This is a genomic window from Streptomyces monticola, assembly GCF_042665355.1.
Lineage (GTDB): Bacteria > Actinomycetota > Actinomycetes > Streptomycetales > Streptomycetaceae > Streptomyces > Streptomyces monticola.
Genome location: NZ_JBHTCF010000011.1, coordinates 215,129 through 241,531, shown reverse-complemented (window position 1 = coordinate 241,531; position 26,403 = coordinate 215,129). Strand labels below are relative to the sequence as shown.

General features: G+C 68.9%; 35 protein-coding genes. 33 read left to right on the top strand and 2 right to left on the bottom strand.

Annotated elements, in window-relative coordinates:
• The first annotated feature begins 29 nt into the window (after positions 1–29).
• The 20 genes from rplN to truA all read left to right on the top strand — a co-directional run bounded on the left by rplN (position 30) and on the right by truA (position 11,778).
• On the top strand, positions 30–398 hold the full coding sequence (gene rplN / locus ACFQVC_RS25160; protein ID WP_119286207.1) for a 50S ribosomal protein L14: 369 nt from the start codon (positions 30–32) through the stop codon (positions 396–398).
• 2 nt (positions 399–400) lie between these two features.
• A complete protein-coding gene (rplX, locus tag ACFQVC_RS25155) occupies positions 401–724 on the top strand; it encodes a 50S ribosomal protein L24 (RefSeq protein ID WP_003974256.1) in 324 nt (107 codons plus the stop codon).
• Positions 724–1,281: a 50S ribosomal protein L5 gene (rplE, locus tag ACFQVC_RS25150; RefSeq protein ID WP_153486744.1), complete on the top strand. Its 558-nt coding sequence runs from the start codon at positions 724–726 to the stop codon at positions 1,279–1,281. The genes rplX and rplE overlap by 1 nt, the downstream gene beginning before the upstream one ends.
• Positions 1,282–1,286: 5 nt before the next feature.
• On the top strand, positions 1,287–1,472 hold the full coding sequence (locus ACFQVC_RS25145) for a type Z 30S ribosomal protein S14 (RefSeq protein ID WP_003948630.1): 186 nt from the start codon (positions 1,287–1,289) through the stop codon (positions 1,470–1,472).
• A 223-nt stretch (positions 1,473–1,695) separates the two neighbouring features.
• A complete protein-coding gene (rpsH, locus tag ACFQVC_RS25140) occupies positions 1,696–2,094 on the top strand; it encodes a 30S ribosomal protein S8 (RefSeq protein ID WP_037657563.1) in 399 nt (132 codons plus the stop codon).
• Positions 2,095–2,118: 24 nt separating this feature from the next.
• The gene (gene rplF / locus ACFQVC_RS25135; protein WP_381834536.1) at positions 2,119–2,658 is read left to right on the top strand and encodes a 50S ribosomal protein L6; all 540 of its coding nucleotides are present in this window, start codon (positions 2,119–2,121) and stop codon (positions 2,656–2,658) included.
• Positions 2,659–2,661: 3 nt separating this feature from the next.
• On the top strand, positions 2,662–3,045 hold the full coding sequence (gene rplR, locus ACFQVC_RS25130; RefSeq protein ID WP_381834533.1) for a 50S ribosomal protein L18: 384 nt from the start codon (positions 2,662–2,664) through the stop codon (positions 3,043–3,045).
• Between the two features lie 38 nt (positions 3,046–3,083).
• Positions 3,084–3,689, top strand: coding sequence for a 30S ribosomal protein S5 (gene rpsE, locus ACFQVC_RS25125; protein WP_005313527.1), 606 nt, complete (start codon positions 3,084–3,086; stop codon positions 3,687–3,689).
• On the top strand, positions 3,689–3,871 hold the full coding sequence (gene rpmD / locus ACFQVC_RS25120; RefSeq protein ID WP_190206082.1) for a 50S ribosomal protein L30: 183 nt from the start codon (positions 3,689–3,691) through the stop codon (positions 3,869–3,871). Before rpsE ends, rpmD begins: the two co-directional genes overlap by 1 nt.
• Position 3,872: 1 nt before the next feature.
• Positions 3,873–4,328 (top strand): 50S ribosomal protein L15, encoded by a 456-nt coding sequence (gene rplO, locus ACFQVC_RS25115; RefSeq protein ID WP_381834530.1) that lies wholly within the window; start codon positions 3,873–3,875, stop codon positions 4,326–4,328.
• Positions 4,329–4,549: 221 nt separating this feature from the next.
• Positions 4,550–5,866, top strand: a complete 1,317-nt coding sequence (secY, locus tag ACFQVC_RS25110; protein WP_381834529.1) for a preprotein translocase subunit SecY — start codon at positions 4,550–4,552, stop codon at positions 5,864–5,866.
• Positions 5,866–6,525 carry an adenylate kinase gene (locus ACFQVC_RS25105; protein ID WP_381834526.1) on the top strand — a complete coding sequence of 220 codons (660 nt, stop codon included), beginning with the start codon at positions 5,866–5,868 and terminating at the stop codon, positions 6,523–6,525. Before secY ends, ACFQVC_RS25105 begins: the two co-directional genes overlap by 1 nt.
• 122 nt (positions 6,526–6,647) lie before the next feature.
• Positions 6,648–7,484, top strand: a complete 837-nt coding sequence (gene map / locus ACFQVC_RS25100; RefSeq protein WP_381834523.1) for a type I methionyl aminopeptidase — start codon at positions 6,648–6,650, stop codon at positions 7,482–7,484.
• A 188-nt stretch (positions 7,485–7,672) separates the two neighbouring features.
• Positions 7,673–7,894, top strand: coding sequence for a translation initiation factor IF-1 (gene infA, locus ACFQVC_RS25095; protein WP_003948620.1), 222 nt, complete (start codon positions 7,673–7,675; stop codon positions 7,892–7,894).
• A gap of 61 nt (positions 7,895–7,955) precedes the next feature.
• Positions 7,956–8,069, top strand: coding sequence for a 50S ribosomal protein L36 (gene rpmJ / locus ACFQVC_RS25090; RefSeq protein ID WP_003948619.1), 114 nt, complete (start codon positions 7,956–7,958; stop codon positions 8,067–8,069).
• 198 nt (positions 8,070–8,267) lie between these two features.
• Positions 8,268–8,648, top strand: coding sequence for a 30S ribosomal protein S13 (gene rpsM, locus ACFQVC_RS25085; protein WP_381834519.1), 381 nt, complete (start codon positions 8,268–8,270; stop codon positions 8,646–8,648).
• Between the two features lie 64 nt (positions 8,649–8,712).
• Positions 8,713–9,117, top strand: a complete 405-nt coding sequence (gene rpsK, locus ACFQVC_RS25080; protein WP_003948617.1) for a 30S ribosomal protein S11 — start codon at positions 8,713–8,715, stop codon at positions 9,115–9,117.
• A 135-nt stretch (positions 9,118–9,252) separates the two neighbouring features.
• Positions 9,253–10,275: a DNA-directed RNA polymerase subunit alpha gene (locus ACFQVC_RS25075; RefSeq protein WP_003966937.1), complete on the top strand. Its 1,023-nt coding sequence runs from the start codon at positions 9,253–9,255 to the stop codon at positions 10,273–10,275.
• Between the two features lie 80 nt (positions 10,276–10,355).
• On the top strand, positions 10,356–10,835 hold the full coding sequence (gene rplQ, locus ACFQVC_RS25070) for a 50S ribosomal protein L17 (RefSeq protein ID WP_381834516.1): 480 nt from the start codon (positions 10,356–10,358) through the stop codon (positions 10,833–10,835).
• An 88-nt stretch (positions 10,836–10,923) separates the two neighbouring features.
• Entirely contained in the window at positions 10,924–11,778 is an 855-nt protein-coding gene (truA, locus tag ACFQVC_RS25065; RefSeq protein ID WP_381834510.1) for a tRNA pseudouridine(38-40) synthase TruA, read from the top strand.
• Here the strand turns inward: truA and ACFQVC_RS25060 are convergent.
• Positions 11,755–12,612 (bottom strand): hypothetical protein, encoded by an 858-nt coding sequence (locus ACFQVC_RS25060; protein ID WP_381834507.1) that lies wholly within the window; start codon positions 12,610–12,612, stop codon positions 11,755–11,757. The genes truA and ACFQVC_RS25060 overlap by 24 nt on opposite strands.
• A gap of 85 nt (positions 12,613–12,697) precedes the next feature.
• Between ACFQVC_RS25060 and ACFQVC_RS25055 the strand changes: the two genes are divergently transcribed.
• From ACFQVC_RS25055 to glmM, 4 genes are all read left to right on the top strand, one after another.
• The gene (locus ACFQVC_RS25055; protein ID WP_381834504.1) at positions 12,698–13,915 is read left to right on the top strand and encodes a glycosyltransferase 87 family protein; all 1,218 of its coding nucleotides are present in this window, start codon (positions 12,698–12,700) and stop codon (positions 13,913–13,915) included.
• Between the two features lie 207 nt (positions 13,916–14,122).
• Positions 14,123–14,566 carry a 50S ribosomal protein L13 gene (rplM, locus tag ACFQVC_RS25050; protein ID WP_361258840.1) on the top strand — a complete coding sequence of 148 codons (444 nt, stop codon included), beginning with the start codon at positions 14,123–14,125 and terminating at the stop codon, positions 14,564–14,566.
• Between the two features lie 42 nt (positions 14,567–14,608).
• A complete protein-coding gene (gene rpsI / locus ACFQVC_RS25045; protein WP_381834500.1) occupies positions 14,609–15,130 on the top strand; it encodes a 30S ribosomal protein S9 in 522 nt (173 codons plus the stop codon).
• A 160-nt stretch (positions 15,131–15,290) separates the two neighbouring features.
• Positions 15,291–16,649, top strand: coding sequence for a phosphoglucosamine mutase (gene glmM / locus ACFQVC_RS25040; RefSeq protein WP_381834497.1), 1,359 nt, complete (start codon positions 15,291–15,293; stop codon positions 16,647–16,649).
• 101 nt (positions 16,650–16,750) lie between these two features.
• On the opposite strand, the gene coaA is transcribed toward glmM, so the two are convergent.
• Positions 16,751–17,752: a type I pantothenate kinase gene (gene coaA / locus ACFQVC_RS25035; RefSeq protein WP_381834494.1), complete on the bottom strand. Its 1,002-nt coding sequence runs from the start codon at positions 17,750–17,752 to the stop codon at positions 16,751–16,753.
• Between the two features lie 220 nt (positions 17,753–17,972).
• Here coaA and ACFQVC_RS25030 point away from each other — a divergent pair, with 220 nt between their 5' ends.
• The 9 genes from ACFQVC_RS25030 to ACFQVC_RS24990 all read left to right on the top strand — a co-directional run bounded on the left by ACFQVC_RS25030 (position 17,973) and on the right by ACFQVC_RS24990 (position 26,397).
• Positions 17,973–18,221 carry a hypothetical protein gene (locus ACFQVC_RS25030; RefSeq protein ID WP_381834490.1) on the top strand — a complete coding sequence of 83 codons (249 nt, stop codon included), beginning with the start codon at positions 17,973–17,975 and terminating at the stop codon, positions 18,219–18,221.
• A 70-nt stretch (positions 18,222–18,291) separates the two neighbouring features.
• The gene (gene glmS / locus ACFQVC_RS25025) at positions 18,292–20,139 is read left to right on the top strand and encodes a glutamine--fructose-6-phosphate transaminase (isomerizing) (RefSeq protein ID WP_381834487.1); all 1,848 of its coding nucleotides are present in this window, start codon (positions 18,292–18,294) and stop codon (positions 20,137–20,139) included.
• Complete coding sequence (locus tag ACFQVC_RS25020; RefSeq protein ID WP_381834484.1) at positions 20,136–20,504, top strand: holo-ACP synthase; 369 nt, start codon at positions 20,136–20,138, stop codon at positions 20,502–20,504. Before glmS ends, ACFQVC_RS25020 begins: the two co-directional genes overlap by 4 nt.
• Positions 20,505–20,514: 10 nt before the next feature.
• A complete protein-coding gene (locus tag ACFQVC_RS25015; protein WP_381834481.1) occupies positions 20,515–21,948 on the top strand; it encodes an NAD(P)H-hydrate dehydratase in 1,434 nt (477 codons plus the stop codon).
• 147 nt (positions 21,949–22,095) lie between these two features.
• Positions 22,096–22,983 carry a L,D-transpeptidase family protein gene (locus tag ACFQVC_RS25010; protein WP_381834478.1) on the top strand — a complete coding sequence of 296 codons (888 nt, stop codon included), beginning with the start codon at positions 22,096–22,098 and terminating at the stop codon, positions 22,981–22,983.
• Positions 22,984–23,123: 140 nt separating this feature from the next.
• Positions 23,124–24,302, top strand: a complete 1,179-nt coding sequence (alr, locus tag ACFQVC_RS25005; protein WP_381834475.1) for an alanine racemase — start codon at positions 23,124–23,126, stop codon at positions 24,300–24,302.
• A 28-nt stretch (positions 24,303–24,330) separates the two neighbouring features.
• Positions 24,331–25,578: an alpha/beta fold hydrolase gene (locus tag ACFQVC_RS25000; RefSeq protein ID WP_381834472.1), complete on the top strand. Its 1,248-nt coding sequence runs from the start codon at positions 24,331–24,333 to the stop codon at positions 25,576–25,578.
• Positions 25,544–26,056, top strand: coding sequence for a tRNA (adenosine(37)-N6)-threonylcarbamoyltransferase complex ATPase subunit type 1 TsaE (tsaE, locus tag ACFQVC_RS24995; RefSeq protein ID WP_381834469.1), 513 nt, complete (start codon positions 25,544–25,546; stop codon positions 26,054–26,056). Before ACFQVC_RS25000 ends, tsaE begins: the two co-directional genes overlap by 35 nt.
• Positions 26,057–26,232: 176 nt before the next feature.
• On the top strand, positions 26,233–26,397 hold the full coding sequence (locus ACFQVC_RS24990) for a hypothetical protein (protein WP_381834467.1): 165 nt from the start codon (positions 26,233–26,235) through the stop codon (positions 26,395–26,397).
• The last annotated feature ends 6 nt before the right edge of the window (positions 26,398–26,403 follow it).

Sequence of the window (26,403 nt, the reverse complement as noted above, 5' to 3'; positions counted from 1 at the left end):
GGGAACCGGCAGACGATCAGGAGATAGACGTGATCCAGCAGGAGTCGCGGCTCAAGGTCGCCGACAACACTGGTGCTAAGGAAATCCTTTGCATCCGTGTTCTCGGTGGCTCGGGTCGCCGCTACGCGGGCATCGGTGACGTCATCGTCGCCACCGTCAAGGACGCGATCCCCGGCGGCAACGTGAAGAAGGGTGACGTCATCAAGGCGGTCATCGTTCGCACCGTCAAGGAGCGCCGCCGTCCGGACGGCTCGTACATCCGCTTTGACGAGAACGCCGCCGTCATTCTGAAGAACGACGGCGACCCTCGTGGCACCCGTATCTTCGGCCCCGTGGGCCGTGAGCTGCGCGAGAAGAAGTTCATGAAGATCATCTCGCTCGCGCCGGAGGTGCTGTAAGCATGAAGATCAAGAAGGGCGACCTGGTCCAGGTCATCACCGGTAAGGACAAGGGCAAGCAGGGCAAGGTCATCGCGGCCTTCCCTCGCGAGGACCGCGTCCTGGTCGAGGGTGTCAACCGGGTCAAGAAGCACACGAAGGCCGGTCCGACCGCTCGCGGTTCGCAGGCCGGTGGCATCGTCACGACCGAGGCGCCGATCCACGTCTCCAACGTCCAGCTGGTCGTTGAGAAGGACGGCAACAAGGTCGTCACGCGCGTCGGTTACCGCTTCGACGACGAGGGCAACAAGGTTCGCGTTGCCAAGCGGACGGGTGAGGACATCTGATGGCTACCACCACCACTCCGCGTCTCAAGACGAAGTACCGCGAGGAGATCGCGGGCAAGCTGCGTGAGGAGTTCTCCTACGAGAACGTCATGCAGGTTCCCGGCCTCGTGAAGATCGTGGTCAACATGGGTGTGGGCGACGCCGCCCGCGACTCCAAGCTGATCGAGGGTGCCATCAAGGACCTCACCACGATCACCGGCCAGAAGCCGGCCGTCACCAAGGCCCGCAAGTCCATCGCGCAGTTCAAGCTGCGCGAGGGTCAGCCGATCGGTGCCCACGTCACGCTCCGTGGCGACCGCATGTGGGAGTTCCTGGACCGCACCCTGTCGCTCGCGCTGCCGCGCATCCGCGACTTCCGTGGTCTGTCCCCGAAGCAGTTCGACGGCCGTGGCAACTACACCTTCGGTCTCACCGAGCAGGTCATGTTCCACGAGATCGACCAGGACAAGATCGACCGCGTCCGGGGTATGGACATCACCGTGGTCACCACGGCGACCAACGACGCTGAGGGCCGTGCCCTTCTCCGTCACCTCGGCTTCCCGTTCAAGGAGGCGTAAGCGAGATGGCGAAGAAGGCTCTGATTGCCAAGGCTGCTCGTAAGCCCAAGTTCGGTGTGCGTGGCTACACCCGCTGCCAGCGCTGTGGCCGCCCGCACTCCGTGTACCGCAAGTTCGGCCTGTGCCGTGTGTGCCTTCGTGAGATGGCTCACCGCGGCGAGCTGCCGGGCGTGACCAAGAGCTCCTGGTAAGCACCTACTGCCCTTTGGGCGTAGGGGCTACCCGGATCTCTCGGTAAGCAAAGGGTCGGCAGAGGCCCAGTCCCTCATGGCTTAGGCTAGGAGGGTTGGGCGCTCTGCCGCCCTGACCGACTTACTACGCCGTAGGTCCCCGCACCGCACCCGTCCCGCCACTGAGTGGGGAGAGGGATGGCGCATACAGGAAACCCCGGCGAGAGAGGCCGAAGGCCAATTCATGACCATGACTGATCCGATCGCAGACATGCTTACGCGTCTGCGGAACGCGAACTCGGCATACCACGACTCGGTGTCGATGCCGCACTCCAAGATCAAGTCGCACATCGCGGAGATCCTCCAGCAGGAGGGCTTCATCACGGGCTGGAAGACCGAGGACGCCGAGGTCGGCAAGAACCTCGTTCTCGAGCTGAAGTTCGGCCCGAACCGTGAGCGCTCCATCGCGGGCATCAAGCGGATCTCCAAGCCCGGTCTCCGGGTTTACGCGAAGTCCACCAACCTGCCGAAGGTTCTGGGCGGCCTGGGCGTGGCGATCATCTCCACCTCCCACGGGCTCCTCACCGACAAGCAGGCCGGCAAGAAGGGCGTAGGCGGAGAAGTTCTCGCCTACGTCTGGTAACGGAAGGGAACGGAGGAAACAGCTATGTCGCGTATTGGCAAGCTCCCCATCACGGTTCCCGCCGGCGTGGACGTCACCATCGACGGACGTACGGTCTCGGTGAAGGGCCCCAAGGGCAGCCTCACTCACACCGTTGTCGCACCGATCGAGATCGCTAAGGGCGAGGACGGCGTTCTGGCCGTCACGCGCCCCAACGACGAGCGTCAGAACAAGGCCCTGCACGGCCTGTCCCGCACGCTGGTGGCGAACATGATCACCGGCGTGACCGAGGGTTACGTGAAGAAGCTCGAGATCAGCGGTGTCGGTTACCGCGTCCTGGCGAAGGGCTCCAACCTGGAGTTCTCGCTCGGCTACAGCCACCCGATCCTGGTCGAGGCGCCCGAGGGCATCTCGTTCAAGGTCGAGTCGCCGACCAAGTTCTCGGTCGAGGGCATCGACAAGCAGAAGGTCGGCGAGGTTGCGGCCAACATCCGCAAGCTGCGCAAGCCCGACCCGTACAAGGCCAAGGGCGTCAAGTACGAGGGCGAAGTCATCCGCCGCAAGGTCGGAAAGGCGGGTAAGTAAGCCATGGCATACGGTACGAAGATTGCTAAGGGCGACGCTTACAAGCGTGCTGCCATCAAGCGTCGTCACATCCGGATCCGTAAGCACATCTCGGGTACGGCTGAGCGTCCGCGCCTGGTCGTGACGCGCTCCAACCGCAACATCGTGGCCCAGGTCATCGACGACGTGAAGGGTCACACCCTCGCGTCGGCGTCCACCCTGGACACCTCGATCCGCGGTGGCGAGGGCGACAAGTCCGCGCAGGCCAAGCAGGTCGGCGCCCTGGTTGCCGAGCGCGCCAAGGCCGCCGGTGTCGAGGCTGTCGTATTCGACCGTGGTGGCAACCAGTACGCCGGGCGCATTGCTGCCCTGGCGGACGCCGCCCGCGAAGCCGGCTTGAAGTTCTGAGCCGTTCGTAGCTAGCGGAAAAGAGAGAGGTAAATCCAATGGCTGGACCCCAGCGCCGCGGAAGCGGTGCCGGTGGCGGCGAGCGGCGGGACCGGAAGGGCCGTGACGGCGGCGCAGCTGCCGCCGAGAAGACCGCGTACGTTGAGCGCGTTGTCGCGATCAACCGCGTCGCCAAGGTTGTGAAGGGTGGTCGTCGCTTCAGCTTCACCGCGCTGGTCGTGGTGGGCGACGGTGACGGCACCGTGGGTGTCGGTTACGGCAAGGCCAAGGAGGTGCCGGCCGCCATCGCCAAGGGTGTTGAGGAGGCCAAGAAGCACTTCTTCAAGGTCCCCCGTATCCAGGGCACCATCCCGCACCCGATCCAGGGCGAGAAGGCTGCGGGCGTCGTCCTGCTCAAGCCGGCTTCCCCCGGTACCGGTGTTATCGCCGGTGGCCCGGTGCGTGCCGTGCTCGAGTGCGCCGGCGTTCACGACATCCTGTCGAAGTCCCTGGGCTCCGACAACGCGATCAACATCGTGCACGCGACCGTCGCGGCCCTCAAGGGTCTGCAGCGTCCCGAGGAGATCGCGGCCCGCCGTGGTCTGCCGCTCGAGGACGTCGCCCCGGCGGCGCTGCTTCGTGCGCGTGCGGGAGCAGGTGCGTAATGGCACAGCTCAAGATCACGCAGACGAAGTCGTACATCGGCAGCAAGCAGAACCACCGCGACACCCTGCGTTCGCTCGGCCTGAAGAAGGTCAACGACGTGGTTGTCAAGGAGGACCGCCCCGAGTTCCGCGGAATGGTGCACACCGTCCGCCACCTCGTGACGGTCGAGGAGGTCGACTGACATGGCGGAGAACAACCCGCTGAAGGTCCACAACCTCCGTCCTGCCCCGGGCGCCAAGACCGCCAAGACCCGTGTGGGTCGTGGTGAGGCGTCCAAGGGTAAGACCGCTGGTCGTGGTACCAAGGGCACCAAGGCCCGTTACCAGGTTCCGGAGCGCTTCGAGGGCGGGCAGATGCCCCTCCACATGCGTCTTCCGAAGCTGAAGGGCTTCAAGAACCCGTTCAAGACCGAGTTCCAGGTCGTGAACCTCGACAAGCTGGCCGCGCTCTACCCCGAGGGTGGAGAGGTCACGGTCGAGGGCCTGGTCGAGAAGGGCGCGGTTCGCAAGAACAGCCTCGTCAAGGTCCTTGGCCAGGGCGAGATCTCCGTGGCGCTGCAGGTGACGGTCGACGCCGTCTCCGGCTCCGCCAAGGAGAAGATCACCGCCGCCGGCGGTACCGTCACCGAGCTCGTCTGAGCCCGATGACTTGAACGATCCCACCGGGGATGCCTCACATAAGGGGCATCCCCGGTTGGTCGTTCCAAGGGGGGCATGGTCGCCGGTAAGGTGGCGTGCACTTGCTACTTTCCGCGTGGTCTGCCCGCAGGCGTACCGCGCGGTTCTTGCCCTGATACGTATTTGTCGATCCTCAAGACCGTCACCTCTGACGCAGTAGCGCGGGGGTCGCAGGAGGCACCGTGCTCACCGCGTTCGCCCGGGCGTTCAAAACGCCCGACCTGCGCAAGAAGCTGCTCTTCACACTCGGCATGATCGTGATCTACCGGATCGGTGCGCACATCCCGATTCCGGGCGTCAGCTACACGAACGTTCAGGTCTGTATGGACCAGGCCAATGCCAACCAGGGACTGCTGAGCCTGGTGAATATGTTCAGTGGTGGCGCACTGCTCCAGATCACCATTTTTGCGCTGGGCATCATGCCGTACATCACGGCAAGCATCATTCTGCAGTTGCTCACTGTGGTGATTCCGCGTCTCGAGGCGCTGAAGAAGGAAGGCCAGTCGGGCCAGGCCAAGATCACGCAGTACACGCGTTATCTGACCGTCGCCCTGGCCGTCCTGCAGGGCACCGGCCTGGTGGCCACTGCCCGTAGCGGCGCGCTCTTCCAAGGTTGCCCGGTGGCCAGCGAGATCGTTCCTGACCAGTCGATCTTCGTGACCATCACCATGGTCCTGACGATGACCGCCGGCACCGCCGTTGTGATGTGGCTCGGCGAGCTCGTCACCGACCGGGGTATCGGCAACGGCATGTCGATCCTCATGTTCATCTCCATCGCCGCCGGCTTCCCGGGCGCCCTGTGGGCGATCAAGGAGCAGGGCAACCTGGCGGGCGGCTGGATCGAGTTCGGCACCGTCATCCTGGTGGGCCTGTTCATGGTCGGCCTCGTTGTCTTCGTCGAGCAGGCACAGCGCCGTATCCCGGTGCAGTACGCGAAGCGCATGATCGGGCGCCGTTCCTACGGCGGTACATCGACGTACATCCCGCTCAAGGTGAACCAGGCGGGCGTCATCCCCGTCATCTTCGCCTCGTCGCTGCTCTACATCCCGGCGCTGATCGTCCAGTTCTCCGGCAACTCGCAGGCGGGCTGGGCCCAGTGGATCCGGAACAACCTGGAGCCGACGGACGCTCCGGTCCACATCTCGCTGTACTTCCTGTTGATCGTGTTCTTCGCCTTCTTCTACGTGGCGATCTCGTTCAACCCCGAGGAAGTCGCGGACAACATGAAGAAGTATGGTGGCTTCATCCCGGGCATCCGGGCTGGCCGACCCACTGCTGAGTACCTGAGCTACGTGCTCAACCGGATCACCTGGCCGGGGTCGCTGTATCTGGGCCTGATCGCTCTTGTGCCGACGATGGCGTTGGCGGGCTTCGGCGCGAACCAGAACTTCCCGTTCGGCGGGACAAGCATCCTGATCATCGTGGGTGTGGGTCTGGAGACCGTGAAGCAGATCGAGAGCCAGCTCCAGCAGCGTAATTACGAAGGGTTCCTCCGCTGATGCGAATCGTCCTCGTCGGACCGCCCGGTGCAGGCAAGGGAACGCAAGCCGCGTTCCTCGCCGAGAACCTGTCGATCCCGCACATCTCCACGGGCGACCTTTTCCGCGCCAACATCAGCCAGCAGACGGAGCTTGGCAAGCTGGCCAAGTCCTATATGGACGCGGGCAATCTGGTGCCGGACGAGGTCACCATCGGGATGGCCAAGGACCGCATGGAGCAGCCGGACGCCGTCAACGGCTTCCTGCTCGACGGCTTCCCGCGCAACGTCTCGCAGGCCGAGGCTCTCGACGTCGCCCTCAAGGCCGACGACGTGAAGCTGGACGCGGTCCTCGACCTGGAGGTCCCCGAGGACGAGGTGGTCAAGCGCATCGCCGGCCGCCGTATCTGCCGGAACGACTCTGCGCATGTCTTCCATGTCGCCTACAAGCAGCCCAAGACCGAGGGCGTCTGTGACGTCTGCGGCGGCGAGCTGTACCAGCGCGACGACGACAAGGAAGAGACCGTGCGCAAGCGGCTCGAGGTCTATCACTCGCAGACCGAGCCGATCATCGATCACTACCGGGCCCAGGGCCTGGTCGTGACGATCTCCGCGCTCGGCGAGGTCGCCGAGGTGACGGAGCGGGCGATGAGCGCGCTGAAGCAGTCCGACGAGGGCTGAGCGGCACAGCAGTACAGCAGTACGTGAGGTACGGCCGCGGTGACCGAAGGGTCCCGCGGCCGTACTGTTGAGATTGAGCAGTACGCACTACCCACAGCAGCGGCGGAAGGCACGAGCAGGTCATGGTGGAGATCAAGACTCCCGAGCAGATCGCGAAAATGCGCGAGGCGGGCCTGGTCGTCGCCGCCATCCACAAGGCCACCCGTGAGGCGGCCGTGCCCGGCGCGACCACCAAGGACCTGGACGATGTGGCGCGCAAGGTGCTCGACGAGCACGGCGCGAAGTCCAACTTCCTCGGTTACGGCGGCTTCCCCGCGACCATCTGCACGTCCAAGAACGAGGTCGTCGTCCACGGCATCCCGTCCGACGACGTCGTCCTGGAGAGCGGCGACATCATCTCCATCGACGCGGGCGCGATCGTGGACGGCTGGCACGGAGACGCGGCGTACACCGCCTTCGTCGGCACGGGCCACGCGCCCGAGCTGATCGAGCTGTCGCGGGTGACCGAGGAGTCGATGTGGGCCGGGCTCGCGGCCATGAAGCTGGGCAACCGGCTCGTCGACATCTCCAAGGCCATCGAGACCTACATCCGCCGCCAGCCCCGCCCGGCCACCGGCAAGTACGGGATCATCGAGGACTACGGCGGCCACGGCATCGGCACGCAGATGCACATGGACCCGCACCTGCTGAACTACGTGGAGCGCCGACGCGGCCGCGGCCCCAAGCTGGTCCCCGGTTTCTGTCTGGCCATCGAGCCGATGGTGAGTCTCGGCACAGCCCGTACCCACGTCCTCGAGGACGACTGGACGGTGGAGACCACCGACGGCACCTGGTCCTCGCACTGGGAGCACTCCGTGGCGCTGACCGAGCAGGGCCCGCTGGTCCTGACGGCGCCCGACGGGGGCAAGGCGAAGCTGGCGGAGTACGGGATCACCGCAGCGCCGGACCCGCTGGCCTGAGCCGTCGGGGGCGGTCGTTGCTTAAAGATCTTCCGTCCGGGGCATTCTTTCTGGATTCGTCTTTCCGAGTGCTCTGACGTAGACTGACTCGTCGGCTCTCGTGCATCCGCATGCCTGCGTGTTTACCCCATCAGGTGAAAGCGGTCCGCGGGGGAGTCGATCAAGGTAGTCGATTCGAAGGGCGAAGCGTGGCCAAGAAGCAAGGTGCCATCGAGATCGAAGGCACTGTCGTCGAGTCTCTTCCGAACGCCATGTTCAAGGTGGAGCTCCAGAACGGCCACCAGGTCCTGGCACACATCAGCGGCAAGATGCGTATGCACTACATCCGCATCCTCCCTGACGACCGGGTCGTGGTGGAGCTGTCTCCGTACGACCTGACGCGTGGCCGGATCGTCTACCGGTACAAGTAGATCTTGCCCGTATCCCGCATTCCCGCGGGATGGTGGCACCTGACCCGGAGAACCTCACCCAATGAAGGTCAAGCCGAGCGTCAAGAAGATCTGCGACAAGTGCAGGGTGATTCGCCGTCACGGCCGAGTCATGATCATCTGCGACAACCCGCGCCACAAGCAGCGCCAGGGCTGACGCAGGTCTGCATTCCGCAGAACTTCGCGCGACGCAAGCGATACGTACATACGCAGGACCCGCCTCTCTTCAGCAATGGAGGGCGACACCCCCGGTCGGAGGCCGGGGACCCGGTTCGTACCGAAACCTCGACAGAGGTGGACGGCGGGCGGGAGCGGCCCTGTGGAAGACCTCCGAAGAATCAACTGGAGCCATTCAATGGCACGCGTTTCCGGTGTTGACATCCCGCGCGAAAAGCGCGTGGAGGTCGCCCTCACCTACGTGTTCGGCATCGGCCGGACCCTCGCCCAGCAGACGCTGGCCGCCACCGGCGTGAACCCCAACACCCGCGTTCGTGACCTTCCCGAAGAGGACCTGGTCAAGATCCGCGAGTACGTGGACAACAACCTGAAGACCGAGGGTGACCTCCGTCGTGAGGTTCAGGCCGACATCCGCCGCAAGGTCGAGATCGGCTGCTACCAGGGTCTGCGTCACCGTCGTGGCCTGCCCGTGCACGGTCAGCGCACCAGCACCAACGCCCGCACCCGCAAGGGCCCGCGTCGCGCCATCGCCGGCAAGAAGAAGCCGGGCAAGAAGTAGTCCGCAGCGGACGCTCGTCAGCGGTCTTCGCTGTAGGACCGACCACCTCCCGTAGGAGTAAGAGATGCCCCCCAAGGGTCGTCAGGGCGCTGCCAAGAAGGTGCGCCGCAAGGAAAAGAAGAACGTCGCTCACGGCCACGCGCACATCAAGAGCACGTTCAACAACACGATCGTGTCCATCACGGACCCGACCGGCAACGTGATCTCCTGGGCCTCCGCCGGCCACGTCGGCTTCAAGGGCTCGCGTAAGTCGACTCCGTTCGCCGCGCAGATGGCCGCCGAGTCGGCTGCCCGTCGCGCGCAGGAGCACGGCATGCGCAAGGTCGACGTCTTCGTGAAGGGCCCGGGTTCGGGTCGCGAGACCGCCATCCGTTCGCTTCAGGCGACCGGTCTTGAGGTCGGCTCCATCCAGGACGTCACGCCCACCCCGCACAACGGCTGCCGCCCGCCGAAGCGTCGTCGCGTCTGACGCACGGCTGCCTTCGGGCGCTGCCTTTCGGGCTTTCGGGCGGTATGGCTCCCCATCGGGGCCGTGCCGCCCGTACCCTTGCAGTAACTGGTCGGGCATCAAATAGCGGGTGCCCCTGACTGAAGGATTCACTTCATGCTGATCGCTCAGCGTCCCTCGTTGACCGAAGAGGTCGTCGACGAATTCCGTTCCCGGTTCGTGATCGAGCCGCTGGAGCCGGGCTTCGGTTACACCCTCGGCAACTCCCTCCGCCGGACCCTCCTGTCCTCGATCCCGGGTGCGGCGGTCACGTCCATCCGTATCGACGGCGTTCTGCACGAGTTCACCACCGTGCCGGGCGTCAAGGAGGACGTCACCGACCTGATCCTCAACATCAAGCAGCTGGTCGTCTCCTCGGAGCACGACGAGCCGGTCGTGATGTACCTGCGCAAGCAGGGCCCGGGTCTGGTCACCGCCGCCGACATCGCGCCCCCGGCCGGTGTCGAGGTGCACAACCCCGACCTGGTCCTCGCCACGCTCAACGGCAAGGGCAAGCTGGAGATGGAGCTGACCGTCGAGCGCGGTCGCGGCTATGTCTCCGCCGTGCAGAACAAGCAGGTGGGCCAGGAGATCGGCCGTATCCCGGTCGACTCCATCTACTCGCCGGTGCTCAAGGTCACGTACAAGGTCGAGGCGACCCGTGTCGAGCAGCGCACCGACTTCGACAAGCTGATCGTCGACGTCGAGACCAAGCAGGCCATGCGTCCCCGTGACGCCATGGCGTCGGCCGGTAAGACCCTGGTCGAGCTGTTCGGCCTGGCGCGCGAGCTCAACATCGACGCCGAGGGCATCGACATGGGCCCGTCCCCGACGGACGCCGCCCTTGCCGCTGATCTCGCCCTGCCGATCGAGGAGCTCGAGCTCACCGTTCGGTCGTACAACTGCCTCAAGCGCGAGGGCATCCACTCCGTGGGTGAGCTCGTGGCGCGCTCCGAGGCCGACCTGCTCGACATCCGTAACTTCGGTGCGAAGTCGATCGACGAGGTCAAGGCGAAGCTGGCCGGCATGGGCCTGGCCCTGAAGGACTCGCCTCCCGGCTTCGACCCGACCGCCGCCGCGGACGCCTTCGGCGCCGACGACGACGCGGACGCCGGTTTCGTGGAGACCGAGCAGTACTGATAGCTGCCCGCAGGCGTCCGTCTGCGGGGCCCTGACTCCGGTACCTGATACGGCCGGGGCAGACATCTAGGAGAAACACCATGCCGAAGCCCACCAAGGGTGCCCGTCTGGGCGGCAGCGCCGCGCACGAGAAGCTGATGCTGGCGAACCTCGCCAAGTCGCTCTTCGAGCACGGCCGCATCACCACCACCGAGGCCAAGGCGCGCCGTCTGCGTCCGGTCGCGGAGCGCCTGATCACCAAGGCGAAGAAGGGCGACATCCACAACCGTCGCCAGGTGCTGCAGACCATCACGGACAAGAGCATCGTGCACACGCTCTTCACCGAGATCGGCCCGCGGTACGAGAACCGCCCGGGTGGTTACACCCGTATCACCAAGATCGGTAACCGCCGTGGCGACAACGCGCCCATGGCCGTCATCGAGCTGGTGGAGGCGCTGACCGTGGCCCAGGCTGCCACCGGTGAGGCCGAGGCTGCGACGAAGCGCGCGGTCAAGGAAGACGCCCTCAAGAAGGACGAGGCCGCCGAGGCCCCGGCCGCCGAGGAGTCGAAGGACGCCTGAGGCTTCGCCTCGCGTTCTTGAGCGGGTCCACCCCTGGCGGGTGGGCCCGCTTTCCTTTTGGTGCCTTGAGGAAGAAGAGGAATTCCGGGTGAGTGACGAAGTAGCGGCTGGGTTCGTACGCGTACGGCTTGATCTGTCGTACGACGGCAGGGACTTCTCCGGCTGGGCGAAGCAGCGGGAGGGGCAGCGGACCGTCCAGGGGGAGATCGAGGACGCGCTGCGGACCGTGACCAGGTCGAAGGAGACCTTCGATCTGACCGTGGCCGGCCGGACCGACTCCGGGGTGCACGCACGGGGTCAGGTGGCCCACGTCGATCTGCCCGCGGAACTCTGGGCCGAGCACCGGGAGAAGCTGCTGCGACGGCTCGCCGGGCGGCTGCCGCACGATGTGCGGATCTGGCGGGCCGAGGAGGCGCCCGCCGGATTCAACGCGCGGTTCTCCGCGATCTGGCGGCGCTACGCCTATCGCGTCACCGACCACCCGGGCGGTGTCGATCCGCTGCTGCGCGGTCATGTCCTGTGGCACGACTGGGAGTTGGACGTCGACGCCATGAACGCGGCGGCGCAACCGCTGCTCGGGGAGCATGACTTCGCCGCGTACTGCAAGAAGCGCGAGGGTGCGACGACCATCAGGACGCTGCAGGAGCTGAGCCTGGTGCGGGACGGCGACGGGATCATCACCGCGACCGTGCGCGCCGACGCGTTCTGCCACAACATGGTGCGCTCGCTGATCGGCGCGCTGCTGTTCGTCGGCGACGGGCACCGTGACACCGAGTGGCCGGGCAAGGTGCTCGCCGCGCGGGTACGGGATTCGGCCGTGCACGTCGTGCGGCCGCACGGCCTGACCCTGGAGGAAGTCGGTTACCCCGCCGACGAGTTGCTCGCCGCCCGCAATCGTGAGGCGCGCAACAAGCGGGCGCTACCCGAGCCCGGCTGCTGCTGAGGCCTGCATCTCACCGCGCTTGTGGATCTGCCGGAAGGCCAGGCCCTCCAGGTCCTTGGCAACGGTGAAGACCTTCTGGTCCTTCTCCGTGACCGCCTTGCCGTTGGTGAAGCCGGCGGTCGTGAAGTAGCCGTAGCGGCCATAGGAGTTGATGGTCGTGAAGCACACCGACGTACGGCAGAAGGAGGGCACGCCCTTGCCGGGGAGCGAGGTGACGTTGCCGTCCTTGTCGGCCTGCTCCTTGGCCTTGCCGGCCTGCGTGTCGGTGTCGAAGACCGCGACGCCGACGGTGACCGCCATCCCGTCCCTTGTATAGGTGACGCGGAAGATCTTCTGGCAGCCGTTGTTCTTCAGGACCGTGCCGAGCCTGCCCTGGGTGGCGGCGGGGCAGCTCTTGGTGGTGGACGTCGCGGCCTTCTTGTAGACGACGCTGCCCTTGGTGTACTTGGTGCCGGGGAAGAGGGAGTCGACGCTCAGGGGCGCCTTGTCCTTCTTGGCGTTGGAGATGAACTCCTTGGGGTCCGGCGGGGGCGGCGGCTTCGTCTCGGAGAAGGACGGACCGGGCGACGACGTGGAGCCCGGGATCTCCTCGGACGCGGGCAGATCCTCCGGGCCCTTGGCGTCGTTCTTGCTGTTGGCCGAGACGACGGCGGTGGCCACGATGCCGGCCACCACCGCGGTGGCGAGGGCGCCGCCGCCGATCATCAGCCACTTGCGGCGCTTGTTACGGGACTCCGAGGCCTCCGCGAGCGCCGCCCAGTCGGGAGTTCCCGACGATTCGGGTTCCTGTGGTCCACCGGGGCCCCACTGAGGCCCCCCTTGCCCAAAGCTCATGGGGCGCATCTTAAGCGCTATTCCCAGGGGGAGGAGCGCGCGTTATGCAGGGGTGATGTGGGCTTCGCAACCTAGCCTGAAGTGCATGGTTTCCGGCAAATCGGTTGTTACGCAATGGTTTTGGCGTCCCGCGTCCTGGCAGGCCTGGTCCGCGGTGACCGTGGTGCTGCTCGCCTCGGTCGTGCGGGTGGGGCTGCACACATCCGACGGCGGCATGGACAACGCGATCGTGCTGCGGGCCGCGGAGACCTGGCTGGACGGCGGCTCGCCCTATGCGGACCGGCACTTCCTCTATCTGCCCAGCGCGGTCCTCGCGGCGGTGCCCGAAGTCCTCGTGCCGGGCGGGGTGCTGCGCTTCCTCGCGCCCGCCGTGGTGGTCTGCGGGCTGCTCGTGGGGTGGGGGAGTGCGCTGCGGCTGTACGGCATCCCCTGGCGCAGCCGGTACGCGGTCCACGGACTCGGGGGCCTCGCGCTCGGCTTCGCGCCCTTCGGGCATCTGATCCAGCTGGGCAACTGGACCGTGGTCGCCGCGGCCGCCCTGCCGCTCGCGCTGCTGCTCGCCCACCGGGGCCGGTGGACGGCGGCGGGCGCGGCGATCGGTGCCGCCATCGCCGTGAAGCCGCTGCTCGTGCCGGTGCTGCTCCTCTTTGTCTTCGCGCGCCGGTGGCGGGGGCTCGCGGCGGCCGTGCTCGTGCCGGTGGTGGCCTCGGGGCTCGCCGCGCTCGTGATGCCGGATCCCGGTGGCTTCTTCACGCGGACCCTGCCGTTCCTGCTGCGCGGCGGCGACTCCTTCGTACGCCTCTATGAGGCCTCGCCCGGGGCGGTGCTGCCGCGGCTCGGGGTGCCGCAGGGCCTCGCCTCGCTGCTCGGCGCCATGGGGGCCGCGGCCGGGGTGTGGTGTGCGCGGCGGCGCTGGCGGCGCGGCGGGGCCGGGCCCGGACGGGTGGCGGAGAGCGCCGTGATGCTGATGCTCGCGGCCTTCCTGGTCTCCCGACCCTCGTACGACCACTATCTGCTCGTGGTCGTGCCGCTGCTGCTCGCCGGGGCCGGGGAGGAAGGGGCGGCGGGCTCGGCGGTGCGCACGCCGTGGTTCTGGCTGGCGCTGCTTCCGCAGGTCCCGGGGTTCGGGTGGCCGGGCCTGGAGGCGGGGGAGCGGCGGGCCTTCAAGGACGCGGTCACGCTGTGTGCGCTGGCGGCCACGGTCGCCGTGTGCTGTGCGCGCCGCGGGTCGGTTACGGTGGATGAGGCAGATCCGCGTCAAGCGGAGGAGTCGGCCGTGCCGGTCTCCAGAGCCGCGTTTTGACCCGTACGGGGCAGCGCGGGTATTCTGCCAGTTCGTTATGCGTATTGGCTTGCCCACTCTCACGGGGCAGTCGCTACGCCGGTCCACCGGGCCGATGACCAGCGACCAGCACTCGGAATGCGTCACCGATGTGCGGTCATGGCTGTCGTGATCGTCCGTGGTGGCCTTGCCCAGGACCCAACCACAGAAGAAGCGAAGGCTACGACCGTGCGTACGTACAGCCCCAAGCCCGGCGATGTGACCCGCCAGTGGCACGTCATTGACGCTCAGGACGTTGTCCTGGGTCGTCTGGCGACCACTGCCGCCACCCTCCTGCGGGGCAAGCACAAGCCGATCTATGCGCCGCACGTTGACGCTGGTGACTTCGTCATCATCATCAACGCCGACAAGGTGCACCTGTCCGGCAACAAGCGGACCCAGAAGATGGCGTACCGCCACTCCGGTTACCCGGGTGGTCTGCGCTCCGTCCGTTACGACGAGCTGCTCGAGAAGAACCCCGAGAAGGCCGTCGAGAAGGCCGTCAAGGGCATGCTCCCGAAGAACACCCTGGGCCGTCAGATGCTCTCGAAGCTGAAGGTCTACTCGGGCGACCAGCACCCGCACGCTGCCCAGCAGCCGGTGCCGTTCGAGATCACCCAGGTCGCGCAGTAAGTCCGGCCACCCCCTAAGACTGAAGAGAATCTGAGGAGAATCGTGGCCGAGACCACCACTGAGCAGCCGCTCGAGGACATCGAGACCGAGACCCCCGAGCAGTACACCACCGAGTCCGAGGCGCCCGTCGAGGGCGAGTTCACCTCGGAGTCGAACGCCGCGCGCTTCGGCGACCCGCAGCCGGCCGCCGGCCTGGGCCGTCGCAAGAACGCCATCGCCCGCGTCCGGATCGTCCCGGGCACCGGCAAGTGGAAGATCAACGGTCGCACCCTTGAGGACTACTTCCCCAACAAGGTGCACCAGCAGGAAGTCAACGAGCCCTTCAAGGTGCTCGAGCTCGACGACCGTTACGACGTCATCGCCCGCATCGCGGGTGGCGGTGTCTCCGGCCAGGCCGGCGCCCTGCGCCTCGGCGTGGCCCGCGCCCTGAACGAGGCGGACGTCGACAACAACCGCGGCGCCCTCAAGAAGGCCGGCTTCCTCAAGCGCGACGACCGTGCGGTCGAGCGCAAGAAGGCCGGTCTCAAGAAGGCCCGTAAGGCCCCGCAGTACAGCAAGCGCTAATCGCTGCCTGCTCTCTGCAGTACGAACGCCCCGGCGGCACGCTGAGTGCTACCGGGGCGTTCGTGTTATCAACCGCCTTGGGCGTATAACGACATAAGGCGCCCAGAGGCTGAATGTTCGGAGCAATTCCGAAGGCTTCTCGAAAGTTCGGAGGACACCAGTGGGACGACTCTTCGGCACGGACGGCGTGCGTGGTGTCGCCAACGCGGATCTGACGGCCGAGCTCGCGCTCGGACTCTCCGTGGCGGCGGCTCATGTACTGGCCGAGGCGGGCACGTTCGAGGGGCATCGGCCGACGGCGGTGGTCGGGCGTGATCCGCGTGCGTCCGGGGAGTTCCTGGAGGCCGCGGTGGTCGCGGGCCTGGCGAGCGCCGGAGTCGACGTGCTGCGCGTCGGTGTCCTGCCGACCCCGGCTGTCGCGTACCTCACCGGTGCGCTCGGCGCGGACCTCGGCGTGATGCTCTCCGCGAGCCACAACGCCATGCCCGACAACGGCATCAAGTTCTTCGCGCGCGGCGGCCACAAGCTCGCCGACGAGCTGGAGGACCGGATCGAGTCGGTCTACGAGGAGCACCGCACCGGTAACCCCTGGCAGCGGCCCACGGGCGGCGGCGTCGGCCGTGTGAAGTCCTACGACGAGGGCTTCGACCAGTACGTCGCGCACCTCATCGGCGTGCTGCCGAACCGTCTCGACGGGCTGAAGATCGTCCTCGACGAGGCACACGGCGCGGCATCGCGGGTCTCGCCCGAGGCCTTCGCGCGCGCCGGTGCCGAGGTCATCACGATCGGCGCGGACCCGGACGGCCTGAACATCAACGACGGCTGCGGCTCCACGCATCTGGACCTCCTGAAGGCCGCCGTCGTCGAGCACGGCGCCGACCTCGGTATCGCGCACGACGGCGACGCCGACCGCTGTCTCGCCGTGGACCACACCGGCGACGAGGTGGACGGCGACCAGATCCTCGCCGTGCTCGCCCTGGCGATGCGGGAGCGGGGCGCGCTGCGCAAGGACACCGTGGTCGCCACCGTGATGTCCAACCTCGGCTTCAAGCTGGCCATGGAGGGCGAAGGCGTCGCCCTCGTGCAGACCGGCGTCGGCGACCGCTATGTGCTCGAGTCGATGAAGGAGCACGGCTACGCCCTCGGCGGCGAGCAGTCCGGGCACGTGATCATCCTCGACCACGCGACGACCGGCGACGGCACCCTGACCGGCCTGATGCTGGCCGCCCGGGTCGCCCAGACGGGGCGCGGCCTCAAGGAGCTCGCCGGTGTCATGGAGCGCCTGCCGCAGGTGCTCATCAACGTCCCGGACGTCGACAAGAGCCGGGTCAGCACCTCGCCGGAGCTGACCGCAGCGGTCACCGACGCCGAGCGTGAACTGGGCGCCACCGGGCGGGTGTTGCTGCGCTCCTCCGGTACGGAGCCGCTGGTGCGCGTGATGGTGGAGGCCGCCGACATCGACCAGGCACGGTCGGTGGCGGAGCGGCTCGCCGATGTGGTGAAGTCCGCGCTGGGCTAGGCCGCAGGGAATCTCGAAGCGGTACGCGTACGCCCCTCGCCCACGGATGTCCGTGGGCGAGGGGCGTACGCGTTGGTGCGGGCCCAGGCCCCCTACCCGGCTCAGAGCTTGCGCAGGCGCAGGCGCTGGACCTTGTGGTCAGGGCCCTTGCGCAGGACCAGGGTGGCGCGGCCGCGGGTGGGGGCCACGTTCTCCAGGAGGTTGGGCTTGTTGATGGTGCGCCACATGGTGCGTGCGTAGTCCAGGGCCTCCTCCTCGGAGACCGCCGTGTGCCGGTGGAAGTACGAGTCCGGGTTCTGGAACGCGGTCTGGCGCAGCTTCTTGAAGCGGTTGAGGTACCACTGCTCGATGTCCTCGGGCTTCGCGTCCACGTACACGCTGAAGTCGAAGTAGTCGGCGAGGCCCACGCGGGTGCGGCCGTCCTTGCCGGGCAGGGCGGGCTGCAGGACGTTCAGGCCCTCCACGATCAGGATGTCGGGGCGGCGCACGGTGAGGCGTCGGCCGGGGACGATGTCGTAGATGAGGTGGGAGTAGACGGGGGCCGTGACCTCGTCCTTGCCGGCCTTGATGTCGGCGACGAAGCGGGTCAGGGCGCGGCGGTCGTACGACTCGGGGAAGCCCTTGCGGGACAGCAGACCGCGCTCCTTGAGCTCCTTCATCGGCCACAGGAAGCCGTCCGTGGTGACCAGCTCCACGCGCGGGTGCTCGGGCCAGCGGGCGAGCAACGCCTGCAGGAGGCGGGCCACGGTGGACTTGCCGACGGCCACGGAGCCGGCGACTCCTATGACGAAGGGCGTGCCGTACTGCGTGCCGTGGCCGCCGCCGGTGTCGCCGAGGAAGGTGTTGAGGGCTCCGCGCAGGGCGTCGGTGGCGCCGACGTAGAGATTGAGCAGCCGGGACAGCGGCAGATAGACGTCACGGACCTCGTCCAGGTCGATGACGTCGCCGAGGCCGCGCAGCTTCTCGACCTCGTCCGCGGTGAGCGGGAGCGGTGTCTTTTCGCGCAGGGCGCTCCACTCCGCGCGGGTCAGGTCGACGTAGGGCGTCGGCTCGGCGCGGCGGTGCGGCGGGCGGTGGGCGCTTCGGGGCGGCGAAGTGATCACTACTTCATTGTTGCGGCTGGATGAACGGGATGGCGGGTGGGGTGCGTCACGTGGGTCCACTTTGAGGTGTACAGAGTCCACTTTGAGGCGTGTGGGCCGGATATGCCTTGCGGGACGGTTGGCCGTGTGTGAGGTCTAGACCGCTTATGCGAACGGGGATACGTTCCGGACTGTGCCGGGGCGGGTGAGCCGCACAGCTCCGGGGCCCGAGGGGGGCGCCATGTCCGTACGCCGTCGTGTCTTCGCCCGTGTCCGCCGCCGCAGAGCGCAGGCCGCCCTGGGGGCGCGGGCGGAATTCGCGGGGCGGGTCAGCAGCGAGCTGGCCCTCGACCTGCCCGATGAGGATCTGGGCGAGGACCTGGAGGACTGCCTCGACATGTACGAGCCGGGCAGCAAGCCGCGCTGCGAGGAGCTGGAGTATCTGTATCTGGTCGAGGAGGCCAGGGACCGGATAGCGCGCGGCCGGTAACAGCCCCTCGGGCGGGGGTGTGCGGGCGGGGCTGAGAGGTTGCCGGTGTCCGGCGCCGTAGGCTGCGGCCATGTGCGGAATCGTTGGCTACGTCGGCTCACAGTCGGCGCTTGATGTCGTACTCGCCGGACTGAAGCGGCTGGAGTACCGGGGCTATGACTCGGCGGGTGTCGCCGTGCTCGCGGACGGCGGGCTCGCCGCCGCGAAGAAGGCGGGAAAGCTCGTCAACCTCGAGAAGGAACTGGTGGACCGGCCGCTGCCGGCCGGCTCCAGCGGGATCGGGCACACCCGCTGGGCCACGCACGGCGGGCCCACGGACGGCAACGCCCATCCGCATCTGGACAACGCGGGCCGGGTCGCCGTCGTGCACAACGGCATCATCGAGAACTTCGCCGCCCTGCGGGCCGAGTTGGAGGAGCGCGGCCACCGTCTGTCCTCCGAGACGGACACCGAGGTGGTGGCGCATCTGCTGGCCGAGGAGTACTCGGCGTGCGCCGATCTCGCCGAGTCGATGCGGCTGGTGTGCCGTCGCCTGGACGGGGCCTTCACGCTGGTCGCCGTGCACGCGGACGAGCCCGATGTGGTGGTCGGTGCGCGCCGGAACTCCCCGCTGGTGGTGGGCGTTGGAGAAGGTGAGTCCTTTCTCGCCTCGGACGTGGCCGCGTTCATCGCCCACACCCGGACCGCGATCGAGCTGGGCCAGGACCAGGTCGTCGAGCTGCGGCAGGGCGGCGTGACGGTGACGGACTTCGAGGGCAACCCCGCGGACCACCGCACCTATCACGTCGACTGGGACGTCTCAGCCGCGGAAAAGGGGGGTTATGACTACTTCATGCTCAAGGAGATCGCCGAGCAGCCCAAGGCCGTCGCAGATACGCTCCTGGGCCGGATCGACGCGGCGGGCTCCCTGACACTCGACGAGGTGCGCATCCCCGACTCCGTGCTGCGCGAGGTCGACAAGGTCGTCATCGTGGCCTGCGGTACGGCGTTCCACGCGGGGCTGATCGCCAAGTACGCCATCGAGCACTGGACCCGGATGCCGTGCGAGGTGGAGCTGGCGAGCGAATTCCGTTACCGGGACCCGATTCTGGACCCGCGCACCCTGGTGATCGCCATCTCGCAGTCCGGCGAGACGATGGACACCCTGATGGCGCTGCGGCACGCCCGTGAGCAGGGCTCCAAGGTCCTGGCCATCTGCAACACCAACGGCTCGACGATCCCCCGTGAGTCGGACGCGGTGCTCTACACCCACGCGGGGCCCGAGGTCGCCGTCGCCTCGACCAAGGCGTTCCTCACCCAGCTCGTCGCCTGCTATCTGGTGGCGCTGTACCTGGGCCAGGTACGCGGCACCAAGTGGGGCGACGAGATCGGCGCCGTCATCCATGAACTCTCCGAGATCGCGGGCGCGGTCGAGCAGGTCCTGGACACCATGGAGCCGGTGCGTGAGCTGGCGCGCTCGCTCGCCGACAAGAACACCGTGCTGTTCCTCGGACGCCACGTGGGGTACCCGGTGGCGCTCGAAGGCGCCCTGAAGCTCAAGGAGTTGGCGTATATGCACGCCGAGGGCTTCGCCGCCGGGGAGCTCAAGCACGGGCCGATCGCGCTGATCGAGCGGGACGTGCCGGTGGTGGTGATCGTGCCGTCGCCGCGCGGGCGCTCCGTGCTGCACGACAAGATCGTGTCCAATATCCAGGAGATCAGGGCCCGTGGGGCGCGCACCATCGTGATCGCGGAGGAGGGCGACGAGGCGGTCGTGCCGTACGCGGACCACCTGATCCGTATTCCGGCCACACCGACGCTGCTGCAGCCCCTGGTGGCGACGGTGCCGCTGCAGGTCTTCGCCTGCGAACTGGCCACGGCCCGGGGCAACGAAGTGGACCAGCCGAGGAATCTGGCGAAGTCGGTCACCGTCGAATGATCATTGGTGTGGGGATCGATGTGGCGGAGGTCGACCGGTTCCGGGCGTCCCTGGAGCGGACCCCCGGCCTCGCCGACCGGCTTTTCGTGGAGCGGGAGTTGCTGCTCCCCGGCGGCGAGCGGCGCGGGATCGCCTCGCTCGCCGCGCGGTTCGCGGCCAAGGAGGCACTCGCCAAGGCCCTGGGCGCGCCCGCCGGGCTGCACTGGACCGACGCCGAGGTGTACGTCGAGGACAGTGGGCAGCCCCGGCTGCGGGTACGGGGCACGGTGGCGGCGCGCGCCGCGGAGCTCGGAGTGCGCGGCTGGCATGTGTCATTGAGCCACGACGCGGGGATCGCCTCCGCCGTGGTGATCGCGGAGGGATGAGCGACTTCGTATGCGGACAGCGTTCGGTGTCGAGACGGTACGGACGGCCGAACGGGAGCTGATGGCACGGCTCCCCGAGGGTGCGCTGATGCAGCGGGCCGCGGCCGGACTGGCCGCCGCCTGCGCCGAGTTGCTCGGCCGGGTCTACGGCAAGCGTGTCGTGCTCCTCGTGGGCGGCGGTGACAACGGCGGCGACGCGCTGTACGCCGGGGCACGTCTCGCCCGCCGCGGGGCCGGCGTCACGGCCGTGCTCCTGGCCCCCGAGCGTGCCCACGAGGGCGGTCTGAAGGCGCTGCGGGCGGCCGGTGGCCGGGTCTCGGCCGCCGCGGAGCGGGATATCGCGGGCGCGGACCTCGTGCTCGACGGAATCGTAGGGATCGGCGGCAAGGGCGGCCTCCGCCCCGCCGCCGCCCAACTGATGGGCGCGGTAAGGGAGTCAGGGGCCCTGGTCGTCGCCGTCGACCTGCCGAGCGGCGTCGAGGCGGACACCGGTGAGGTGCTCGGCGACGCGGTGCGCGCCGATGCGACGGTGACGTTCGGGACGTACAAGCCGGGGCTGCTGATCGACCCGGCGCGGGAGCGCGCGGGCGCGGTGCGGCTGATCGACATCGGCCTCGGACTGCCCGCGGTGCCCGAGCTCGAGGCGCTGCAGTACGCGGATGTGGCGGCGCTGCTTCCGGTGCCGGGCGCTTCGAGCGACAAATACCGGCGCGGGGTCGTCGGGATCGCGGCCGGCTCGGCGCGTTACCCGGGGGCCGCCGTGCTCGCCGTGGCCGGAGCGCTGCGCTCCGGTGCCGGCGCGGTGCGGTACGTGGGCCCCGCGGCGGACGCGGTGATCGCGCGCTTCCCCGAGGCGCTGGTGCACGCGGGGCCGCCGTCCAGGGCCGGGCGCGTGCAGGCCTGGGTCGTCGGGCCGGGGCTCGGGGACGACGCGCACGGCAGGGAACAGCTGCGGGACGTGCTTGCCGCGGACGTGCCGGTGCTCGTGGACGCCGACGGCCTGCGGCTCGCCGACCCGGAGGTGGTGCGGGCACGGACGGCGCCCACGCTCCTCACCCCGCACGCCGGGGAGGCCGCGGCGCTGCTCGGGGTCGAACGGTCCGAGGTCGAGGCGGGCCGGCTCGCGGCGGTGCGCCGGCTCGCGGCGGAGTACCGGGCGGCGGTGCTCCTGAAGGGGGCGACGACACTGGTGGCGGGGCCGGAGGGCGGCCCGGTCCGGGTCAACCCGACCGGCACCTCGTGGCTGGCCACGGCGGGCAGCGGTGATGTCCTCGCAGGGCTCGCGGGGGCGCTGCTCGCGGCGGGCCTCACGGCTGTGGACGCCGGGTCCGTCGGGGCGTATCTGCACGGCCTCGCCGCCCGGCTCGCCGCTCAGGGGGCGCCGGTCGGAGCGCAGGACGTGGCCGCGGCGATTCCGGCGGCGTGGCGGGATGTGCGGGGGTAGGGCCCGCTCCGACGGCCACCACCTGGTCACGCCGTGGTGGTCACTCCCTGACGCCCCCCCCTGACCGTTGCCCACAATGAGGGAGAACGCGCGGCCCGGCCGCGTGGCTGCGCCGGAATCGGACGATTCCGGCGCTTTCCTGATCGCATGATCAGTAACTCCACACGCCGGTCCCTGGCCGTCGTACTGGCGGTCGCCGCGCTGCTGCCCGCCGGGCCCGCGTTCGCCGGTCCCCGGCCGCCCGTCCCCGCCCCGCTGCAGCAGCTGGTGCCCGGGGTGCCGCTCACGCCGTACGAGTCCTGGCAGCTGGACACCCCGGACCAGGCGATGCCGCCGCGGGTGTACGAGCCGAGCGCCGCGGAGGACGCGGTCGAACCGTACGAGCCGCCCGCCGCGATCGACGCCCTGATCGAGTACGTACCGCCGGGCGAAGTGGTGCGCGGTGCCGCGGCGCCGAAGTGCAGCAAACGGACCGGGCCCTACCAGCGGCAGGTGGAGCGCTATCTGCGGCTCAAGGCGGACGGGCGGCAGTCCGCCGCGGACTGCCGGGCGATCCGCAGGTTCCAGACCGCGCAGGGCATCCGCCCCAATATCGGCTTCGCCGGGCCCGTGACCTGGGCCCGGATGCGCTGGCTCGCCGCCGCCAAGAACCCGAACGCCGCCCGCAAGTGCCCGCAGCGCAAGTACCGCGTCGCCTGCGTGGACCTGACCCGGCAGCTGATGTGGGTGCAGAAGGGCAAGCGCACCCTCTTCGGCCCGGTCCCGGTGCGCACGGGCAAGCGCTCGACGCCGACGCGCAGCGGCTGGCACAAGGTCTACTGGAAGCACAAGAACCACTACTCGACGCTGTTCAACACCCCCATGCCGTTCAGCCAGTTCTTCAGCGGCGGCCAGGCCTTCCACGCCATCTACGGCAGTGTCTACAACCCGCCGGGCTCACCGGGATGCGTGAACATGCGCTTCCGCGACGCCCGCAGGCTGTGGTCCGTCCTCGGCAAGGGCGACCGGGTCTACATCTGGGGCCGCAGGCCCTGAGCCCGGGGCTTGGCCCGGGGCCTGAGCCCGGGGTCCCGGGACGGGGAGCGCCCTGGTTCCTGGGCGCTCCGGGCGGGGGTGTTCCGTCCAACAGCTGCGCGGAGCCCGACTTGTCGGACGGCTCTGAGACACTGAACCCGATGAACGAGACACCCCTGCGCGTCCGCGCCGAGATCGATCTGGCCGCTCTGCGGGCCAATGTGCGGGCCCTGCGCGCCCGCGCACCGCGCGCCGAGTTCATGGCCGTGGTGAAGGCGGACGCGTACGGACACGGGATGGTGCCCTGCGCCAGGGCCGCGCTCCAGGCGGGCGCGACCTGGCTGGGCACCGCAACCCCCGAGGAGGCGCTCGCCCTGCGCGCCGCCGGGATCGGCCCCGACGAGGCCCGTGTCCTGTGCTGGCTGTGGACGCCGGGCGGCCCGTGGCGGCAGGCCGTCGAGGCCGAGGTCGAGGTGTCGGTCAGCGGCATGTGGGCGCTGCGCGAGGTCGTCGCCGCGGCGCGCCAGGCGGGGCGTACGGCCAAGGTGCAGCTCAAGGCCGACACCGGCCTCGGCAGGAACGGCTGCCGGCCCGATGACTGGCCGGAGCTGGTCGAGGAGTCCCTCAAGGCCGAGGCCGAGGGCACCCTGCGGATCACCGGCCTCTGGTCGCACTACGCCTGCGCGGACGAGCCGGGCCACCCGTCGATCGCCGCGCAGTCCACCGCTTTCGCGCAGATGGTGGCGTACGCCGAGGACGCGGGCCTGCGCCCCGAGGTCCGGCATATCGCCAACTCCCCGGCGACGCTCACGCTGCCGGACTCCCACTACGACCTGGTGCGCCCCGGCATCGCGATGTACGGCGTCTCGCCGAGCCCCGAGGTCGGGGTGCCCGCCGACTTCGGCCTGCGCCCGGTGATGACGCTCACCGCCTCTCTCGCCCTGGTCAAGCAGGTGCCCGCGGGCCACGGCGTCAGTTACGGCCATCACTACGTGACACCGGGCGCCACCACCCTCGGCCTGGTCCCCGCCGGTTACGGCGACGGACTGCCGCGGGGCGCGTCGGGCCGCGGCCCGGTCCTGATCGGCGGCAAGTGGCGGACGGCGGCCGGGCGGATCGCGATGGACCAGTTCGTCGTCGACCTGGGCGGGGACGAGCCCGATGTGGGGGACGCGGCCGTGCTCTTCGGCCCCGGCGACCGGGGCGAGCCGACGGCCGAGGACTGGGCGCGGGCCGCGGACACCATCGGCTACGAGATCGTGACCCGCATCGGATCGCGGGTCCCCCGCGTCTATGTGAACGAGCAGCCCGATCCGACGGACGTGCGGGCACAGCGCTGAACCGACCGAGCACAGGCAGGAGCGGCACGTGAGCGAGACCAGCACGGGGGCCGCCGTGGACGCGGCGGTGGACGCGGCGAAGACAGCGGGCTCGGTGGCCACGAACTGGCGCCGGGCCGGTGTCGCGGGTGCCGCGATAGGGGTGGTCGCCGCCGGCGCCGCGGCAGGCGTCGCCATCGAGCGGCTCACCGTCGGCCGCGGCATGCGCAAGAAGGCCAGGCTCGCCCTCGACTCGGCGGGCCCCTACGGCGCGCTGCGCGGCCAGCCGGGCAAGGCGCGGGCGGACGACGGCACGCAGCTGTACTACGAGGTGGAGGAGGCGGAGCCGGGGCAGAGCGCGGCCCCCAAGCGGCGGCGCCTCTTCGGCCGCAGGACACCGGCACCGGTCACCGTGGTCTTCAGCCACGGCTACTGCCTGAGCCAGGACTCCTGGCACTTCCAGCGGGCCGCCCTGCGCGGCGCCGTGCGCACCGTGTACTGGGACCAGCGCAGCCACGGCCGCTCGGACCGCGGCAGGTCCCAGGCCGAGGACGGCACGCCGGTCGACATCGACCAACTGGGCCGGGACCTCAAGGCGGTGATCGACACGGCGGCGCCCGAGGGCCCGCTGGTCCTGGTCGGCCACTCGATGGGCGGCATGACGGTGATGGCCCTTGCCGACCAGTTCCCCGAGCTGATCCGTGACCGGGTCGCCGGTGTCGCCTTCGTGGGTACGTCGTCGGGCAAGCTCGGCGAGGTCAACTACGGCCTGCCGGTGGCGGGCGTCAACGCGGTGCGACGAGTGCTCCCCGGTGTGCTCAAGGCGCTCGGCCAGCGCGCGGAGCTGGTGGAGAAGGGGCGCAGGGCCACCGCCGACCTGTTCGCGGGGATCATCAAGCGGTACTCGTTCGCGTCCCGTGATGTGGACCCCGCGGTGGCACGGTTCGCCGAGCGGATGATCGAGGGCACGCCGATCGACGTGGTCGCCGAGTTCTATCCGGCCTTCGCGGACCACGACAAGGCGGAGGCGCTCGGGCGCTTCGCCGCGCTGCCCGTCCTCGTCCTGGCCGGCGACAAGGACCTGGTGACGCCGAGCGAGCACAGCGAGGCCATCGCCGATCTGCTGCCGGACGCGGAGCTGGTGATCGTGCCGGACGCCGGGCACCTGGTGATGATGGAGCACCCCGAGCTAGTCGTGGACCGGCTCGCTGATCTCCTGGTCCGGGCGGGCGCCGTCCCGGCAGCGGCTACCGTGGATGGCTATGGAAGCACCGCACAGCCCGGCACCCGTCCGTAGCACCGGCCTCACCGTCAACTCCCCCGAGCAGATGCGGGAGTTGGGGCGCCGTATCGCCGAAGTCCTGCGCCCCGGCGACCTGGTGATGCTGACCGGTGAGCTCGGCGCGGGCAAGACGACGCTCACCCGTGGCCTCGGCGAAGGTCTGAACGTGCGCGGCGCCGTCACCTCGCCCACCTTCGTGATCGCCCGCGTCCACCCCCCGCTCGGTGACGGTCCGCCGCTGGTGCACGTGGACGCGTACCGCCTCGGCGGCGGGCTCGACGAGATGGAGGACCTGGACCTCGATGTCTCGCTGCCCGACTCGGTGATCGTCGTGGAGTGGGGCGAGGGCAAGGTCGAGGAGCTCTCCGACGACCGCCTTCACGTGGTCATCGACCGCGCCACCGGTGACACCGACGACGATGTGCGCCAGGTCGCGCTCACGGGGATCGGGGAGCGCTGGACGGCGGCCGACCTCACGGCGCTCGCCGTCTGAGGCGCCCTGGCCAGGGGCTGTTTCCGGTCGCCTGAACGCCCGTTTTCGTACGTTCCCCCGAAGTTTCCGACAGGCCGTCGGGAAGATGTTGCATGCCGAGGACCCGGCGTGGTCACATGGATACCACGACCTGGTTAGGTGTACCTAACCTCGCAGGGCCGAGCTCGGGAGGCACCATGTCGGCGCCGGAACGTGAGACCAAGCCGCAAGCGCTGTCGATGAGTGAGCTGCTGGCTTCGTGTGCCGCCGCGAGCGCGGTGTCCACCCCGCCCCGGTTCCCGGAGCGATGCCCGGAGTCCACGGCCGCCCAGGAGACGGACCGGCAGCCGGACGCGGCCTGAGCCGGC